Annotated in this window: 16 protein-coding genes; 10 read left to right on the forward strand and 6 right to left on the reverse strand. The window is 60.7% G+C overall.

What is annotated here, in order from left to right:
* Nucleotides 1–104: 104 nt before the first annotated feature.
* The 4 genes from ACIQTS_RS09665 to ACIQTS_RS09680 all read left to right on the forward strand — a co-directional run bounded on the left by ACIQTS_RS09665 (nucleotide 105) and on the right by ACIQTS_RS09680 (nucleotide 4,366).
* Complete coding sequence (locus ACIQTS_RS09665; RefSeq protein WP_402473018.1) at nucleotides 105–875, forward strand: DUF2637 domain-containing protein; 771 nt, start codon at nucleotides 105–107, stop codon at nucleotides 873–875.
* Nucleotides 876–959: 84 nt separating this feature from the next.
* A complete protein-coding gene (locus tag ACIQTS_RS09670) occupies nucleotides 960–2,063 on the forward strand; it encodes a GTP pyrophosphokinase family protein (RefSeq protein WP_105657790.1) in 1,104 nt (367 codons plus the stop codon).
* A gap of 186 nt (nucleotides 2,064–2,249) precedes the next feature.
* Entirely contained in the window at nucleotides 2,250–3,851 is a 1,602-nt protein-coding gene (locus ACIQTS_RS09675) for an ABC-F family ATP-binding cassette domain-containing protein (RefSeq protein WP_105657791.1), read from the forward strand.
* 68 nt (nucleotides 3,852–3,919) lie between these two features.
* On the forward strand, nucleotides 3,920–4,366 hold the full coding sequence (locus tag ACIQTS_RS09680; RefSeq protein WP_388021965.1) for a hypothetical protein: 447 nt from the start codon (nucleotides 3,920–3,922) through the stop codon (nucleotides 4,364–4,366).
* Between the two features lie 78 nt (nucleotides 4,367–4,444).
* Here ACIQTS_RS09680 and ACIQTS_RS09685 read toward each other — a convergent pair whose 3' ends face one another.
* From ACIQTS_RS09685 to ACIQTS_RS09695, 3 genes are read right to left on the reverse strand one after another with little or no spacing between them, the layout of a single operon-like run.
* Nucleotides 4,445–5,353, reverse strand: coding sequence for an SURF1 family protein (locus ACIQTS_RS09685; protein WP_105661239.1), 909 nt, complete (start codon nucleotides 5,351–5,353; stop codon nucleotides 4,445–4,447).
* Nucleotides 5,354–5,599, reverse strand: a complete 246-nt coding sequence (locus ACIQTS_RS09690; RefSeq protein ID WP_402473021.1) for an acetone carboxylase — start codon at nucleotides 5,597–5,599, stop codon at nucleotides 5,354–5,356.
* Nucleotides 5,599–6,021: a DUF3099 domain-containing protein gene (locus ACIQTS_RS09695; RefSeq protein ID WP_332731728.1), complete on the reverse strand. Its 423-nt coding sequence runs from the start codon at nucleotides 6,019–6,021 to the stop codon at nucleotides 5,599–5,601. Before ACIQTS_RS09695 ends, ACIQTS_RS09690 begins: the two co-directional genes overlap by 1 nt.
* Nucleotides 6,022–6,202: 181 nt before the next feature.
* Between ACIQTS_RS09695 and ACIQTS_RS09700 the strand changes: the two genes are divergently transcribed.
* Nucleotides 6,203–6,961 (forward strand): beta-ketoacyl-ACP reductase, encoded by a 759-nt coding sequence (locus ACIQTS_RS09700; protein WP_181148862.1) that lies wholly within the window; start codon nucleotides 6,203–6,205, stop codon nucleotides 6,959–6,961.
* A 34-nt stretch (nucleotides 6,962–6,995) separates the two neighbouring features.
* Nucleotides 6,996–7,745: an SDR family oxidoreductase gene (locus ACIQTS_RS09705; RefSeq protein WP_105661240.1), complete on the forward strand. Its 750-nt coding sequence runs from the start codon at nucleotides 6,996–6,998 to the stop codon at nucleotides 7,743–7,745.
* 149 nt (nucleotides 7,746–7,894) lie between these two features.
* On the opposite strand, the gene ACIQTS_RS09710 is transcribed toward ACIQTS_RS09705, so the two are convergent.
* Both ACIQTS_RS09710 and serB read right to left on the reverse strand, forming a co-directional pair.
* Nucleotides 7,895–9,643, reverse strand: coding sequence for a VanW family protein (locus ACIQTS_RS09710; protein WP_332727430.1), 1,749 nt, complete (start codon nucleotides 9,641–9,643; stop codon nucleotides 7,895–7,897).
* A 161-nt stretch (nucleotides 9,644–9,804) separates the two neighbouring features.
* Nucleotides 9,805–10,725 carry a phosphoserine phosphatase SerB gene (serB, locus tag ACIQTS_RS09715; RefSeq protein ID WP_365946125.1) on the reverse strand — a complete coding sequence of 307 codons (921 nt, stop codon included), beginning with the start codon at nucleotides 10,723–10,725 and terminating at the stop codon, nucleotides 9,805–9,807.
* Nucleotides 10,726–10,912: 187 nt separating this feature from the next.
* Between serB and ACIQTS_RS09720 the strand changes: the two genes are divergently transcribed.
* The 4 genes from ACIQTS_RS09720 to ACIQTS_RS09735 all read left to right on the forward strand — a co-directional run bounded on the left by ACIQTS_RS09720 (nucleotide 10,913) and on the right by ACIQTS_RS09735 (nucleotide 13,766).
* The gene (locus ACIQTS_RS09720; RefSeq protein WP_105657799.1) at nucleotides 10,913–11,698 is read left to right on the forward strand and encodes an ABC transporter ATP-binding protein; all 786 of its coding nucleotides are present in this window, start codon (nucleotides 10,913–10,915) and stop codon (nucleotides 11,696–11,698) included.
* Nucleotides 11,699–11,726: 28 nt separating this feature from the next.
* The gene (locus ACIQTS_RS09725; RefSeq protein ID WP_133833401.1) at nucleotides 11,727–12,524 is read left to right on the forward strand and encodes a sulfite exporter TauE/SafE family protein; all 798 of its coding nucleotides are present in this window, start codon (nucleotides 11,727–11,729) and stop codon (nucleotides 12,522–12,524) included.
* A gap of 3 nt (nucleotides 12,525–12,527) precedes the next feature.
* Nucleotides 12,528–13,361 (forward strand): RNA methyltransferase, encoded by an 834-nt coding sequence (locus tag ACIQTS_RS09730; RefSeq protein WP_332595155.1) that lies wholly within the window; start codon nucleotides 12,528–12,530, stop codon nucleotides 13,359–13,361.
* 147 nt (nucleotides 13,362–13,508) lie between these two features.
* Nucleotides 13,509–13,766, forward strand: a complete 258-nt coding sequence (locus tag ACIQTS_RS09735) for a type B 50S ribosomal protein L31 (RefSeq protein WP_013348950.1) — start codon at nucleotides 13,509–13,511, stop codon at nucleotides 13,764–13,766.
* A 489-nt stretch (nucleotides 13,767–14,255) separates the two neighbouring features.
* Here the strand turns inward: ACIQTS_RS09735 and ACIQTS_RS09740 are convergent, their stop codons facing one another.
* The gene (locus tag ACIQTS_RS09740) at nucleotides 14,256–15,854 is read right to left on the reverse strand and encodes a DUF222 domain-containing protein (RefSeq protein ID WP_402473026.1); all 1,599 of its coding nucleotides are present in this window, start codon (nucleotides 15,852–15,854) and stop codon (nucleotides 14,256–14,258) included.
* Nucleotides 15,855–15,906 lie beyond the last annotated feature (52 nt).

A 15,906-nucleotide genomic window follows, 5' to 3' on the forward strand; every position in this document is an offset into this window, starting at 1 on the left:
CACGCTAAAATGGAACGCGGTGGTCTGCGCCTCGGGTGCGGTCCAGCAAACTCGCGTTTGAAGACATACCGATAATTCCCAAAAAGTTAGGTCTGCTCAGCAGCATGGAAGATAACAAACCAGAGGTCCCGGCCGAACCGCACCGCGCCGTCCTAGGCACGGCCGTAGGCGCGACGGTCCTCATTGCCATCGGCGCATTCGTGCTCTCGTTCGCTGCATTGACCGACCTGGCCGAGCGCTCGGGCATCAGCCCGCGCCTGGCCTGGATCTGGCCAATCATCATTGACGGCATGATCGTGGCCGCCACCGTGGCCATCGTGGCCCTGAACGGCTTCCATCGCAAGGCCATGATCTACCCGTGGTCGCTGCTGTTCTTCGGTGCGATCGTTTCCACCGCGGCGAACTCCACCCACGCAATCTTGACCGTGGACTCGATCGAAAACGGAGTGCCGCCGCTGGTTTCCGCGCTGGTTGCCGCCATGCCGCCAATCGTCTTGCTGGCCATCACCCACCTGACTGTGCACATGTACCAGAAGAAGTCCGAAGCCGCGAAGCTGCGCGCTGAGCTGGAATACAACGAAGAGCGGGAAAACGCCGAGAAGTACGGCGTCGCTTATGATGATGGCTACAACGCTGCGCTGACCGACACCAAGACCGCCGAGGAAGAACGCCTATCGGTCCTGGAACAGGATCACCAGGACGCGCTGGCCCGAGCCCGCGCCGAAGGCATCGCGGCAGGCCGATCGGACTCGAAGGTCACCCCGATCAAGCAGAACGCGCAGCCAGCCAAGGAAGCCAAGCCTGCAGCGCAGAAGAAGACCGAGGACAAGGCGCCATTGTTCGACGACATGGCTAAGCGCCTTTCCCGCCCATAAGGGCCGTCGCCGCACCCGGCTGGCGCCAGGGCATGAGCATGAGGACAGCATTTTCAGGAACGCTTTAGCATCCAGGAGGCATCAATGATGGATCCGGCGCAGGGCCAGGCGAACGACGAGTTCTCCGAACAGATTGCGGCCGCCGTTGAGCAGTACAAGTCTGTGACCGGCGAACTCAATACCGTCATGTCGGCCATGAAGGCGAAGATTCGCCGGTTGTTCGCGAATTCCGAGGTGCAACCGCTGTTCATTACCGGCCGGGTGAAATCGCCGCAGTCCTTCGCGGCCAAGGCCTCGCGCCGGCTGCAGGAAAGTTCCGAGACCGCCCCGGTGCTGGAATTCCCCAACCCGCTGCGCGAAATCCACGACATGGTGGGCATCCGCATCATCGTGATGCTGCCCCATGAAATCCAGCAGGTGGCCAGCCTGATCAAGTCGCACCGCGACTCCTTCGACTGCCGCAGCGACCGGGAGAAGGACATCGGCTCGGTGGAGTCCGGCACCTACGGCTACTCCTCGCGCCACCTGCTGCTCAAGACCCGCAGCGAGCCGATCGTGCGCAAATTCCAGGAGGCTTTGGGCAAGCCGGTGGTAGCCAGCGGCAACTTCGTTTTCGAAGTGCAGATCCGCACCGTGCTGCAGCATGCCTGGTCCGAAATGGAGCACGACATCCGCTTCAAGCATCCCGGCGAGGCCGCCTGGAATCCGCAGATCGACCGCCACTTCACCGCCACCGCGGCGATGCTGGAAACCGTGGAGGACTACTTCACGGACATCGACGAGCTGTACCACCGCCTGAACGGCTACCACGACCAGCAGGGCGCCGGATCCGAGCCGTTGACCGGCGAGAAGATCGGCGAAATATGGCAGACGCTGTTGCCGCACGTGGACCGCAAGCGCGATGACGATTGGTCCTGGGCCGCCGAGCTGCTCGGCTCCCACGGCATAGACCAGACCTGGCAGCTGGCGCAGCTGCTGGATGCGAATGTGGTCACCGATGTGCGTGCGGCGCTGGACCACCGGTACTCGCCGGGTCCGGACCGCTTGCTGGACGACGTGCTGCTCTGGCGCTTCGGCAAGGACCACATCGACAAGACCAGCGGCGGGGACCTGCGCCGCGAAGCCTCCTTGCGCCGCCGCCTGATCCAGATGATGGATTACCGATCGCAACCCAGCGACAAGGAATAATTTCGATTCGAAGCCCGGATTTCCACTGCGGTGGAAGTGCGGGCTTCGATTCTTTAGCCAGCTCAACCCCAAACTGTTAGTTTGTGCACGTTCCGCCGGCCACGGCGTGGTTGGCCGGTAGAATAGTCAAGTTGCCCAATTTGTGGGCCGCACAATTCTTGTACCCGCATGAAAGGGCCACACCATATGATTTCCGTAGCCAACCTTGAGCTACGCGTCGGCGCCCGCTTGCTGATGGACGAAGTGAACTTCCGCATCGACAAGGGCGACAAGATCGGACTGGTGGGACGCAACGGTGCCGGCAAGACGACGATGACCAAGGTCCTCGCTGGCGAGACCCAGCCAGCCTCGGGTGAGGTCACCTTCAAGGGCTCCATCGGCTACCTGCCGCAGGACCCCAAGACCCCTGACATGGAGCAGCTGGCGCGCAATCGCATCCTTGGCGCCCGCGGCCTGGACGTGGTGGTCACCAAGCTGGCCCAGAACCGCGAGGACATGGCCAGCGAGGACGCTGCCGTCTCCGCCAAGGCCATGCGCCAGTACGACCGGTTGGAAGCAGAATTCATCGCTGCCGGTGGCTACGCTGCCGAATCCGAAGCGGCCGCCATCTGCGCCAACCTGGATCTGCCGGACCGCATCCTGGACCAGCCGCTGCGCACCCTGTCCGGTGGACAGCGCCGCCGCGTCGAGCTGGCCCGCATCCTCTACTCGGACGCCGAGACCCTGCTGCTCGATGAGCCGACCAACCACCTGGACGTCGATTCGATCATGTGGCTGCGCGACTTCATCAAGAACTACCCCGGCGGCGTGCTGATGATCAGCCACGATACCGGCCTGATGGAATCCACCGTGAACAAGGTGCTGAACCTCGACGCGAACCGCGGCGTGGTGGATGTCTACAACATGAACTGGAAGCGCTACAAGATCCAGCGCGAAACCGATGAGCGTGCCCGCAAGCGCGAGCGCGCCAACATCGAGAAGAAGGCTTCGGTCCTGCTGACCCAGGCGAACAAGATGAAGGCCCGCGCCTCCGGCGCCTCGGCGGCGCAGTCCATGCTCAAGCGCGTGGATCGCATGCTTTCCGGGCTGCAGGAAGAGCGTGCCTCCGACAAGGTTGCAGCCCTGCGCTTCCCGGATCCGGCTCCCTGCGGCAAGACCCCGCTCATGGCCGAAGGCCTGTCCAAGGCCTATGGCTCGCTGGAGATCTTCAACGATGTCTCGCTGGCCATCGACCGCGGCTCGAAGGTTGTCATCCTGGGCCTGAACGGTGCCGGCAAGACCACCTTGCTGCGCATGCTCGCCGGTGTCTCCGAACCCGATACCGGAAAGATCATTCCGGGCCACGGCCTGAAGATCGGCTACTTCGCCCAGGAGCATGACACCTTGGATCCGGAAGCCAGCGTGCTGGAGAACATGCGCCGCAACGCGCCTGACCACCTGAACGATGCCGACGTCCGCTCGATCCTCGGCTCGTTCCTGTTCGTCGGCGACGACGTGACCAAGCCGGCCGGCGTGCTCTCCGGCGGCGAGAAGACCCGTCTGGCCCTGGCCACCATCGTGGCTTCCAGCGCCAATGTGCTGCTGCTCGATGAGCCGACCAACAACCTCGACCCTGCCTCGCGCGCCGAGGTGCTGGGCGCGCTGTCCACCTTCCCGGGTGCCGTGGTCATGGTGTCCCACGATGAGGGCGCAGTGATGTCGTTGCAGCCTGAGCGCGTGGTCATCCTGCCTGATGGCGATGAGGACCTCTTCAACGAGGATTACCTGGAATTGGTTTCGCTGACTTAACTCCTGACAACCCGTAATAGCTCTCGTAGGCTTGGCAGATCACCATCTTTAAGGGGAGCTGCCAAGCCATGAGTGTTTTTGGACGCAAATTACCGCGGATCGCAGGCGCTGGGCTGCTGCTTGCCAGCGCGCTGGCCGGCTGCGCCGCACAGGTTTCCGATGAGGTCAACGCCCAGTGGACGCTGCTGGACCCTGCCGGGGTGAACGCGTCGAGCACCAGCCTCGACCTCGGGGTCATGCGGCTTGCCTGTTCCTCCGGGGTGACCGGCGAGGTGACCGCCACCCAGGTGGAGCTGTCCAAAGACCAGATCGCCATCGGGATCGTGGTTGAACCGCTGGAAGGCGAAGCGCATGCCTGCCAGGGCAACGAGACCGCGCCCTACACGCTGGAACTGCAGGAGCCGGTGGGGGACCGCACCCTCATCGATGCCTCCTGCCTCGAAGGCGAGGGGCACAAGACTCCTGGGTGCAGCGACAGCGGGATCCGCTGGACTCCGCCGGCCAACGGCAGCTGAAAGAAAACTGCATTAAGCAGAGAACCGCGCGGCAACTGGAATATTCCAGCTGCCGCGCGGCTCCCTTGTTTCCCGCAGCTACTTCGGGAGGCCCCCTGGCGTGTGGTCGGCCTGGTCGAGCAGCGCATCCTCGATGGCTTCATCGGTCGGCGTGCCGTCACGGCGGAACTTCTTATCCGGCTTGGCGCGAATCTTGCGCACCTTGTGCAGCGGCTCGTCCAGGCCCAGCGCCTCGGCTTCGGCTTGCTCGGCGGCATCCTCGGCGTTCAGCTTCTTCTGCTGGCGAGCGGCATACCAGAAGCCGATGAAGGCCAGCACGCCAAAGATGTACCACTGGATCTCGTAGGAAAGATGCGGACCTTCATCCATATCCGGAGCGTCCAGCTGCAGTGGCGCAGTGGCCGGGGCCGGATCCTCTTCATACATCAGGCCGTAGGCGCCCTGGGCGATCTCGTAGTCCAGGAGCTTGGCGTAGTCTTCGAGCTGGATCGAAGCCAATTGGCCCTCCGGGGCGCCGCGGTCCAAGCGGATTTCCGATGGTTTCAAACGCACATCCACAGTGACTTCTCCGGCAGGTGGCGCTGGAACAGCATCCGGGTGGCCGTCTTCCTGGTTGCCGATCGGCAGGTAGCCGCGGTTCACGACGACAGTTCCGCCCTCGTTGGTCCTGAACGGCACCAGCACCTCGTAGCCGGGGCTGCCGGCCTTGATGCGGTTGCGCACGATCATGGTATCCGCGGGCAGATATTGGCCGGTGAGCTGCGCGGTCATCCAGGTCTTGTCCTCGTCCAGGTCCTGGAAATTCTCCAGGGCCTGCGTGCCGGTGACCGGCTCTGCGAAGTAGTTGCGGTTGACCCGTTCGATGCCCTCGAGGACTTCGGCACGGCGGTCGGCTTGCCAATTGCCCAAGCCAATGCAGGCGGCGGCGAAGATCGCCACCAGAATGAGCCAGCCGACCCACCGGGTACTGGCCAGAAAACGATACATCTACTTGCTTTCTCCTTCATTGCCCGGCATCGGCAGCGTTTCCTTGTGGAGCAGGCGTTCCTTCAGATACGTTTCGAGCCAGTCGCGGTGCTCTTCGCAGGCCAGCCAGATTTTGCGCCGGTCCGGGGTGTGGATCTTCGGATTATTCCACAGCAGCTGGTGGCTGGCGGCGTTGCGGCAGCCCTTTCGCGAGCACTGGATTTCGGCGGCGGCAGGGGAGCCGCCGAGCGAACCTAGCAGATCCACTAGTCCTCCTTGGGAGCAGTTGTTGGCTGTTGCACCGGATCAGCTTCTTCGGCGAAGCTTCCGTCGATCACTTCTGGTTCCGGTGCCTGCTGCGCGGCCGGCGCGGTTTCGTCCGGTGCGGCGATAGCCTGGGCGCCGGGAGCCTTGTAGAACTCGGCGGGCGGTTCGCGTTTGGTCAGATCCGCACCGCCGTTGGCGATCACCACTGCGATATAGGGAAGGATAATTGCGCCCGCGAGCAAGACCCAGCGCAGCCAGCCATCGAAGAAGAAAGCGAGAACGAAGCAGATCAGGCGCACGGTCATGGAAATCGTGTATTTGCGCACACGTGAATCGCGCTCGGTGGTATGGGACTCGCGCGCTTCGGTAATGCGGTGAACTTCCGGTTGGCTGGAACCGTGATTCGTGGGCTGTGGGGACATGTAAAAGACTTCGCTTCGCAGTACGGGATCTGCTCCCATTGTCTCACCTGCGGCACGAAGAGTGTAATTTCTACGCGCTGTCGAAGCGGTAAAACTGGGTAGTAACTAATAGGATTGTTCACGGAGTAGCTACTTAACTAGGCAAAGTGCGCTTTTCGGCTGGCCCTTGGAGAGATTTACCATGCCAGGACAGCGAGCGCATGAACGGAGAAATACATTGACTACGGAACCAACCACTGGCCGCAGTGTCCTCGTGACCGGCGGCAACCGCGGCATCGGACTTGCTATTGCGCGCGCATTCGAAGCCAACGGCGACAAAGTGGCCATTACCTACCGCAGCGGCGAGGTTCCCGCCGGACTGCTCGGCGTCAAGGCCGATGTCACCGACGGCGAATCGATCGACGCGGCCTTCAAGGAAGTTGAAGCGGCCCACGGTCCGGTAGAAGTCCTCGTCGCCAATGCCGGGGTCACCAAGGACACCCTGCTGCTGCGCATGAGCGAAGACGACTTCACCTCGGTGATCGACACCAACCTCACCGGCGCCTTCCGCGTGATCAAGCGCGCGTCCAAGGGCATGATCCGGCTCAAGCGCGGCCGTGTCGTGCTGATCTCCTCGGTCGTCGGCCTTTACGGCTCGCCAGGGCAGATCAACTACGCGGCGTCCAAGGCCGGCCTGGTGGGCATCGCCCGCTCGCTGACCCGTGAACTGGGCTCACGCGGCATCACCGCCAACGTTGTGGCTCCGGGCTTCATCAACACCGAGATGACCGCTGTGCTGCCAGAGGACACCCAGAAGGAATACCTCTCCAGCATCCCTGCCAACCGCTTTGCTGAGCCTGAAGAGGTTGCCAACGTGGTCCGCTGGATCGCCAGCGACGAAGCAGGCTACATCTCAGGTGCCGTGATCCCGGTTGATGGCGGCCTGGGCATGGGCCACTAGAAGATTTAAGCAAGAAATCCAAAGGAGTACCACCATGAGTGAATTCAAAGGTGCCGTTGTAACCGGTTCCTCGCGCGGCATCGGTGCGGTGACCGCGCAGCTGCTGGCCGAGCAGGGCGTTGGCGTAGTGGTCAACTACCGCGCCAAGGCCCCGCGCGCCAACAAGATTGTTGCCGCTATTGAAGAAAAGGGCGGCAAGGCCGTTGCCGTGGGCGCCGACCTGACCACCGTTGAGGGTCCGCAGGCTCTGGTTGACGCGGCTGTTGAGAACTTCGGCTCGCTGGATGTCGTCGTGCTCAACGCTTCGGGCGGCATGGAAACCTCCATGGGCGAAAACTATGCGCTGCGCCTGAACCGCGACGCGCAGGTGGCCATGCTGGAAGCCGCGCTGCCCCAGCTGAGCGAGGGCGGCCGCGTGGTCTTCGTTACCAGCCACCAGGCGCACTTCATCAACGAAGTAACCACCATGGATGCCTACGACGCTGTGGCCAAGTCCAAGCGCGCCGGCGAAGATGCACTGCGTGAAATGATCCCGAAGCTGGCCGAGAAGAACATCACCTTCGTGGTGGTCTCCGGTGACATGATCGAAGGCACCATCACCGCAACCCTGCTCAACCGCATGGAGCCAGGTGCTATCGACGCCCGCCGCGAAGCTGCCGGCAAGCTGTACTCCGTCGAGGAGTTCGGCGCCGAGGTAGCCAAGATGGTCTTCGCCGACGTCGAGACCGGCCACACCGAGCTGGTTGGCGGCGCAGGCGACTTCCTGGAGCAGTCGGGCAAGTAAGCCCCCGCAGCAGCGCGCATCAGCTGGCGGCAGTTACCCCGTGCGGGGGTTCCGACCGCCAGCTTTTCCGTGCCTGGGGCAAAATGCGCAGGGTTAAGCGAAATCGCCGGGCACCTCCGAAAGGGAGGCGCCCGGCGATTTCGCTTGGATCAGTCCTTGGGCTTGTCGCCGCAGACGATCTTGTGCCATGGGCTGTAGGTCCAGCTCTTGGTTTCAGCTGGCAGCTTCTTGGATCCATCGAAGGCTTCCCGGTAGCGGGTGATATCGATGCTGAAGCCCTTCTTGCCACCAGATTCCGAGACGCACTTTTCGGCCGGGTTGTACTTGGTTTCGGGGTTGGTCTGGTTGTACTTGCCCGAGCTCTTCTGCGAGACATCCCAGTACTTGGTGGACCACAGGCGGGTATTGACCTTGTCGCCCGAAACCCAGGCCTGGATCATCACGCCGTAGGGGGTGTTGTTCTCCCAGATCATGTCGATCTGGCCTTCCCACAAGGTGGCTTCGCGTCCCGCGGGGTAGCGCTCGAACCAGCGCGAATGCGGCTTGTGGGTGATGTCGTCGTATCCGGCCAGGAAGCCGACGTTGTACATCTGGGTGGAGATCTGCGAGAGTCCGCCGCCTACGGCTTCGGTGCTGAAGCCGCTTTCCACGACCCCGGAGCTGTAATAGCCGTTGGCCACGGTGATCGGGCCCAAGGCCTGCAGCAGCGAGAAGCGTTCGCCGGGCTTGATGATATCGCCATTGACGCGCGCCGAACCGGCATGCAGGTTCTTGGTGCGTACGGTATCGGAAGCCGGGTAGGGAGTGGAGAAGGTGACGATCGGTTCCTTGATGCCGAGCTTCTTCGCATCTGCGGTGGTGAAGTCGGCTTCCTTCTCGGTCATCTCAACTTCGGCAGTGCGGTTCTTGGCAGCGGTGGCGGCCAGGACCTTGGCGCCCAGGCCCTTGGTCTCCAGCGAGATGCCCTTGGAGGACTTGATGATGGACGGCTTGCCGTCCTTCAAGACGATCTGCGCATCCTTGGCAGTGCTGGAAAGATCTGAATTCTTCGTCGCAGCCTTGTAGAGCTTCTCGTCATCCAATGCGATCGCTGGGGCGCCATCCTTGGGCGCGTACTTTGCCGCCGCGGCAATAGACGCGGCCGAGATGGACGCCTTCTTGTCATCCGATGCCAGGATGACCTCGTCCTTCAGCAGCGCCTTGACGTCCTTGTCGTAGAACGCCTGCAGGGTGTCGGCAGAGATCGCCGGCTTGCTGACTTCGGCAGGAAGGTCGATCGCCGCGCCGGCAATTTCCCATTCCTCGCTGATCAGTGTGGCGGCTTCTTCGGTCTTCAGCGCTACGCCGTCAACGGGCTTGGTCAGCTTCGAGGTGCCATCCTTGAAGTCGATAGTTCCTTCGGCGACCTCGGCATTGGCCTTCTTGGCCAGCGCTTCAAGCTGCGCGCCCAGTTTTTCCTGATCTACGTCGACCGCTGGGGTGACGTGGAATTCGCCGGTGAGCCGCTCGTAGAGCTTGGCCGGGTTGATTTCGTAGGAAGTCAGTTCGTTGATGGTTTCATCAACGTTCAGTTCCAGGCCGGCCTTGGCCGGATCCAGGGTGTACTTTTCACCGTTGACGGTGACATCCATTGGCTTTTCAGCCAGGGGGAGTACCTCGCGTTCCAATTCGGCGCGAGCCTGGTCCTTGTTCATGGATCCTATGTTCACGCCCGCAATTGACGCGTTGGCTGGAACCTGGGAACTGACATAGGCGGCTCCGCCGAAATATGCTGCGGCTACGGCTGCGACACAAGAACCGGTAATGATCCAAGGCTTGGCCTTGCTCTTCGGCTTCTTCTTGTCTTGTGCGGAGTGCGTAGGCGTAGTTGAGGAACTGTCCGGGGAGGGGGTCTGCACTGGTCTGGTAGCTCTTTCGAAAGCGATAGGGGCTACGCGCGCGGCTAGGACTTATGCCGTCAGCCGTTAAACGCGTCAATAGAAATACTAACCGCTGGAACAACCGATCAAGTTACCGAAAGCCGCTATCGGCAGAATTGTTATGCAGTTGTTGGATTCCGCTAAGCCAAATCATTGAGTACTAGGTCGGCGATGACGTCCAGGCGCGAGAAGTCCAGGCGCACGACCGCCTCATCGCGCAGGGCAGGCTTCGCATTGAAAGCCACGCCCAAACCCGCGGCAGCAACCATGGCCAGATCATTGGCGCCATCACCGGCGGCGACGGTTGCCGTCATCGGGATCTGATGTTCCTCGGCCCAGGCGCGCAGCATCGTTTCCTTCATGCCGCGATCGACGATCTGGCCGTGAACGGTTCCGTCAAGAATTCCCTCGGAAATGCCCAGGGTGTTAGCCAGCGCATGGTCCAGGCCCAGATGGGCAGCCAACGGATCCAAGATCTGCTGGAACCCGCCGGAAACTACGCCGACCTTGTGCCCAGCAGCGTGGAACCGTTTGACCAGGGCTTCGGCGCCGTCCGAGAGGACAATGCGCTGGCCTACCTCGGCAAGGACAGTATCTGGCAGATCCTTCAAGGTAGCTACGCGCTGGATCAAGGACTGGGCGAAATCCAGTTCACCGCGCATCGCGGCTTCGGTCACCGCAGCCACTTCTTCTTCCCGTCCAGCGTGAGCGGCGAGCAGTTCGATGACTTCCTGCTTGATCAAGGTGGAATCGACATCCATCAGCAAGAGCAGCTGCGGAGCATCGACGAGTTCGGCCGGTACCACCGCTACGCACATGTCCGCGTATTCCAGTGCGCCGTCGGCGACCTGCGCATCGACGAATGCCGCAGCAGCCTGCTGCAGCTTCGCCTGATCGGCCTGTTCAAGGCGGAACTTGGCGACCAGCCGCTCTTCGCTGGCTTTGATCTGGCTCTCGTCCGCGGCGGGAATGAGCCCGGCGGCGGCCGCTTGCTGCAATACAGCGTTGAAGTCGGTGCGGGAGAAAGCGGGGCGGGATGCGAAAACCAATGATGAAGCCATGCAACCATTTTTCATTGCTTCGGTGTTTACGACCAAACATGACGTGTTGGCGCAAAGCTGCTGACCAGGCCCAGGGGAGCGAACTAGTATTGCCGTTGGACGCAATACAGGTCAATCCGGCGATCTCAGGCCCCGTTCGGCATTTCCAATTAGTGAAACAGGGGCGAAAAGTCTAATCTTGAATACCATGAGCGAAGTGCTAACTTTCAAAGATGTCAGCGTTGTACGCGGGCGAAAAGACCTGCTCAAGGACGTGTCCTGGGAAGTCAAAGAAGGACAGCGGTGGATTGTGATTGGCCCCAATGGCGCCGGCAAGTCGACCTTGATGAACATTGCGGCCACCCGGCTGCACCCAACCCGCGGTACCGCGGATATCCTTGGCGAACGTTTGGGCAAGGTGTCGGTCTTCGATCTGCGTCCGTTGATCGGCCTGAGCTCAGCCCTGGTTGCCAACTCCATTCCAGCCAACGAAACCGCGCTGAACGTAGTACTCACCGCGGCTTACGGCATGACCGGTCGCTGGCGCGAGAAGTACGAGAAGCTCGATGAGCGCCGTGCTTTCCATCTGCTGCACAACTGGGGCATGTCCACCTTCATGAACCAGCCTTTCGGCAAGCTTTCAGAAGGCGAGCGCAAGCGCGTGCTGATCGCCCGTGCCTTGATGACCGATCCCGAACTGCTGATCCTCGATGAGCCTGCAGCAGGCTTGGACCTTGCCGGGCGCGAAGACCTGGTTGGCAAGCTGGCGGAACTGGCAGCCGACGAGGATGCCCCGGCGCTGGTTCTGGTAACCCACCACCTTGAAGAGGTGCCAGCGGGATTCACCCACATCTTGATGATGCGCGACGGCGAAGTTGTCGCTGCCGGCGAGATCGAATCCACGCTGAACGAAGCGAACCTGGAAGCAACCTACGGCATGCCGCTGAGCCTGCGCCGTGAAGGTGGACGCTACTCTGCTTTTGCACGCAGCTAACAGCAATAACTAAAGGGGAAAATTCCACGTGATCGAATTTTGGCGCGAAGCCCTGGTCTTCATTGGCGGACTGTGGGCCGGAACTATCAACACCGTCGTCGGTTCGGGCACGTTGGTCACTTTCCCCATTCTCGTGGCGTTGGGCATGGCTCCGGTGAATGCCGTCGTCTCCAACGCCATGGGTCTGGTTGCTGGTGGCTTCTCCGGTGCCTGGGGGTACCGTCGAGAAGCTGCCAGCGTCAAGAAGACGCTGCTCAAACTCGTGCCGGTTTCACTGGTCGGCGGGTTGATCGGTTCCTTGCTCCTCCTGAACCTGCCGGAGTCCGTCTTCGGCATCGTTGCGCCGGTGCTGCTGGTTTGCGCGCTGGTGCTGGTGATCTTCCAGCCCCGTCTTGCCAAGTGGGCGAAGACCCGGCAGGCCGCTTCCGGCGGCACCGACCCGGATGATGCCGATCGCGCCCAGATTCCAATGGTCCTCTACATCCTGGTGTTCATCATCGGTGTCTATGGCGGCTACTTCACCGCCGCGCAGGGAGTCCTGCTGATGGCGGTATTCGGCGTGTTCTTGCAAGCATCCCTGCAGCAGTCCAATGCAATCAAGGTCATCCTCTCCCTGATCGTGAATCTCGTGGCGGCCGCGATGTACCTGATCATTGCGCCGGAACGCATCAATTGGCTCGTCGTCCTGCTTATCGCTGTCGGCTCGCTGATCGGCGGATTTGCCGGCGCCAAGATTGGCCGCAAGCTCTCGCCTGGGCTGCTGCGCCTGGTCATCGTCATCCTGGGCCTGGTTGCCTTGGGCAACATGCTCTACAAGTTGGTGTAGCTCGTGGCTGAAATTCTCAACCCTGAACGGATCCTGCCGGTCGCGGATCTGGCTGATTCCCGCCTCGACGAGTACCTCCGGCTCTCCGAAGCGAACCTGCGTATGCGCACTGACGTGGAAAACGGGCTCTACATTGCCGAGAGCACCAAAGTGGTGCAGCGTGCGATCAACGCGGGCCACGTGCCGCGCAGCTTCTTGCTCGCCGAAAAGCATTTGGACCAGCTAACCGAGGAGTTCAACCGTTTCCCGGACGCGCCGATTTTCATTGGGGATGATCGGCAGCTCCAGGATCTGGTCGGCTTCCACTTGCACCGCGGCGCCATGGCAGCGATGACTCGTCCCGAACCGCTGGATCTGGACGAAGTGCTTGAAGCCAGTTCGCGCGTTGCCATCTTGGAAGACATCGCCGACCATACTAACCTCGGCGCAATTATTCGTTCGGCTTCAGGGCTCGGCGTTGACGCTGTGCTGCTCACCCCCAAATGCGTGGACCCCTGGTACCGTCGCAGCGCCCGCGTTTCAATGGGGACGGTCTTCGACCTTCCTTGGGTACGCATGCTGTCGTGGCCAGAGGACATCCAGACCTTGAAGAAGCATGGCTACGAGATGCTCGCCATGGAACTGACCGAGGACGCGATCCCGCTAAACGAAGTAGAGATCAAGTCTGGCCAGAAGGTCGCCATGATCTTGGGCAACGAAGGCAGGGGAGTTACCGATGAAGCTCTGGCCGCCGTTGACCGGACCGTGATCATCCCTATGTACCGCGAAGTGGATTCCCTGAATGTTGGTGCCGCTAGCGCAATTGCATTCTGGCATTTGTGCTCCGCGCCACGCTAAGAAGGTTTCTGCCGCCGCCGCTTTTGCGATAGGATGGACTGTCTGTGCATTGAGGTCTCTTCATGGAGCCCTGAATGCGGGACACAATTTCCGAGTAAGTAGCTACTGGCAAAATCCAGTGGCCATAAACAAAAAAGGTGTATAGCTATGAAGGCTGATATCCATCCACAGTACGGCCCAGTTGTCTTCAACGACCTGGCATCCGGCGAGAAGATCCTGACCCGTTCGACCGCTAAGTCGGACAAGACCATCGAATGGGAAGATGGCAACACCTACCCAGTAATCGACGTCGAAATCTCGGCAGCTTCGCACCCGTTCTACACCGGCAAGCAGCGCATCATGGACACCGCTGGTCGTGTCGAGCGCTTCAACGCCCGCTTCAAGGGCTTCGGCGGCAAGAAGTAATACTTCGTCCCTAGCAAGCTTTCGCGGCGTGTTTCCAGTATTTGGGAACACGCCGCTGCTGCTTTAACAGCACGCCTGTCCATCAGTGACTGAAAAATGTTTTCACGGAACCGTCTAAGAGGATTCGTTTTTCGCGCCACGATGCGCATCGCGGCATCTTGGCAGTTTCCTGGATGCGCCAGTGACTGAAAAATATTGTCAGCAGCGTCCGCCCCAGCGTCGTTCGGCGCAATAGCCGTCGGGGCAGCCGGGGATGACTGAAAAATATTGTCAGGAGCGTTTGCCCAGAGCTTTTCGGTGCTATAGCCGTCGGGGTTTCCAGTGGCGGCTGAATAAGGATTCGCTGACTCGTCGAAGCAGACGTCTTGGCCGCACTGCTCCGAGCAACTGGCTCCATCGCCGTTGCGTGAATGGTGTTATTGGTGGTGTGGAGGTGCTGGTGACTGAAAAATTCTGTCACCCAAAAACCGGTCAATCGGGATAGCGTCCTCAGCCTGTTTCCTTCTGGCCGTCATCTGGCGGCGATTCAGGACCGGGATCCTCGTCTGGAATGTCGACGCGAGGCTTGAGCCCAAGTACCCTGCGTACTTCTGCCGTGAGTCGAATATGCGGCAAAGGAATGACCTTAGGGCGCTCTGGGCAATGATCATTTACATGATCGAATTGGTCCACACGCTTGACGCTTTCCGGAATAACGAGTGCGCTCAGCCCGTGTGGAGTCACCCACATCTTGGATCCGTCAGGACGCGGAACGACTTTCCAACCCAATGCATGCTTGAACATTTGATGCTGCTTGCACAGCAGATGCGTATTGTTCCTGGTCGTATGCCCTCCGTGAGCCCAGCCATTTATATGGTCAATCTCGGAGCGGTCAGCTGGACGGCGACAGCCGGGGAAGCAGCAATGCTCATCGCGGTGCCGTAACAGATCCTTGAGACTCTGCGAGGGCCGGTAGCGCCTGCGCTCGACATCTATCGCGGCGCCAGTCCATGGATCGGTCAGCACGCGCTGGAACGAAGGCGCATCCTTTGCCAACGCCAATGCGACCCCCAGTGGGATGGGGCCGTAGCCTTCCAGGTCAGCCACGGTCCTTGTGGGATCCGCCAGCATTTCCACCGCGGGAATCGTGATGGATACCCGTGGCTTGAGGGGCGTGCCTTCCCGGTCCGGCCAGCCGTTGAGGATGATGTCTGCAAAGGCGTCCGCTTCTATTTGCTCCCGGGTACGGGGATCCTGCGGATCGTTATGCTGATCAGCTAGCCACTTCACGGAGTTCTTGATGGAATGAATCACTGCGGCACTGTTGTAGTACTTGAGGGTGGACATGCCATTTTCGTTATCCCACAGCGTGAGCTTGCGATTCTTTTCAGACTTCTTGTACCTTTGTTCGGCGGCCTCCGGGCACATCCTGTCATGGAACCGGCGTGCGCGTTGGTATATCGCGTCATCAGACGCGGTCTTCGCCATGGGCAACAGCACGCGTTGCATCTGCATGATTTGTTCGGGGAGCAAGTCCTGCGAATACTTCACGATGTCATGCGCTGCCTTGGGCGTGATCTCTCCGGCAGCCAGAGCCGTGAGAGTTTCCTTGCAGGCGTAGCGAAGACCCTTGGCATAGAACATCCGCTTGAATACCATGCGGGGGGTCTCACGCAGCGCGACAGCCGCTTCTGCGATGAAGTTGGAGTTGATGACCTGGTCACTGCCGCGGTCAACGCCATAGTATTGAGCACTTTTCCGAGCCTCGCGTTCCTCCTCCTCGGTAGCGGTCCCCGCGGTGGCGATCATATCGGCAAATGATTCACTGACTTGTTCTACTGAATCGGCCAGCAGCACAGATGTCATTGCATCGAGGGTGCTCTGAATGCGTTGGATCTTCTTCAGCCGTTCGAGGGCGTCGTCGGGGCCATTGAGCGGGCCCGCGTCGTAGAGCTCATCTGCCAATTGCTTCAGCGGACCATGGAACAGGTGATGTTCGAGATGGTCGCTGAATAACGAATCCTTGTGGGATTCTGTGCGAGTGCCAGCTGGGGGCAACGGTAGACGATGTTCATCATCGTCGTCATGGATGAAATCGGGTATAGCCATAGTTAATTATCCTGCCGGCAACAGACAGTTTGGCCCGGAAATCCGAGGAATG

Source organism: Glutamicibacter sp. NPDC090743 (assembly GCF_044769125.1).
Lineage (GTDB): Bacteria > Actinomycetota > Actinomycetes > Actinomycetales > Micrococcaceae > Glutamicibacter.

What these genes read in the sequence shown, in the direction of transcription:
- serB (WP_365946125.1), bottom strand. Translation starts at nt 10,725, where the DNA reads ATGGCTTCATCATTGGTTTTCGCATCCCGCCCCGCTTTCTCCCGCACC.
- ACIQTS_RS09685 (WP_105661239.1), bottom strand. Translation starts at nt 5,353, where the DNA reads ATGTATCGTTTTCTGGCCAGTACCCGGTGGGTCGGCTGGCTCATTCTG.
- ACIQTS_RS09695 (WP_332731728.1), bottom strand. Translation starts at nt 6,021, where the DNA reads ATGTCCCCACAGCCCACGAATCACGGTTCCAGCCAACCGGAAGTTCAC.
- ACIQTS_RS09740 (WP_402473026.1), bottom strand. Translation starts at nt 15,854, where the DNA reads ATGGCTATACCCGATTTCATCCATGACGACGATGATGAACATCGTCTA.
- ACIQTS_RS09720 (WP_105657799.1), top strand. Translation starts at nt 10,913, where the DNA reads ATGAGCGAAGTGCTAACTTTCAAAGATGTCAGCGTTGTACGCGGGCGA.
- ACIQTS_RS09670 (WP_105657790.1), top strand. Translation starts at nt 960, where the DNA reads ATGATGGATCCGGCGCAGGGCCAGGCGAACGACGAGTTCTCCGAACAG.
- ACIQTS_RS09665 (WP_402473018.1), top strand. Translation starts at nt 105, where the DNA reads ATGGAAGATAACAAACCAGAGGTCCCGGCCGAACCGCACCGCGCCGTC.
- ACIQTS_RS09675 (WP_105657791.1), top strand. Translation starts at nt 2,250, where the DNA reads ATGATTTCCGTAGCCAACCTTGAGCTACGCGTCGGCGCCCGCTTGCTG.
- ACIQTS_RS09735 (WP_013348950.1), top strand. Translation starts at nt 13,509, where the DNA reads ATGAAGGCTGATATCCATCCACAGTACGGCCCAGTTGTCTTCAACGAC.
- ACIQTS_RS09680 (WP_388021965.1), top strand. Translation starts at nt 3,920, where the DNA reads ATGAGTGTTTTTGGACGCAAATTACCGCGGATCGCAGGCGCTGGGCTG.
- ACIQTS_RS09705 (WP_105661240.1), top strand. Translation starts at nt 6,996, where the DNA reads ATGAGTGAATTCAAAGGTGCCGTTGTAACCGGTTCCTCGCGCGGCATC.
- ACIQTS_RS09700 (WP_181148862.1), top strand. Translation starts at nt 6,203, where the DNA reads ATGCCAGGACAGCGAGCGCATGAACGGAGAAATACATTGACTACGGAA.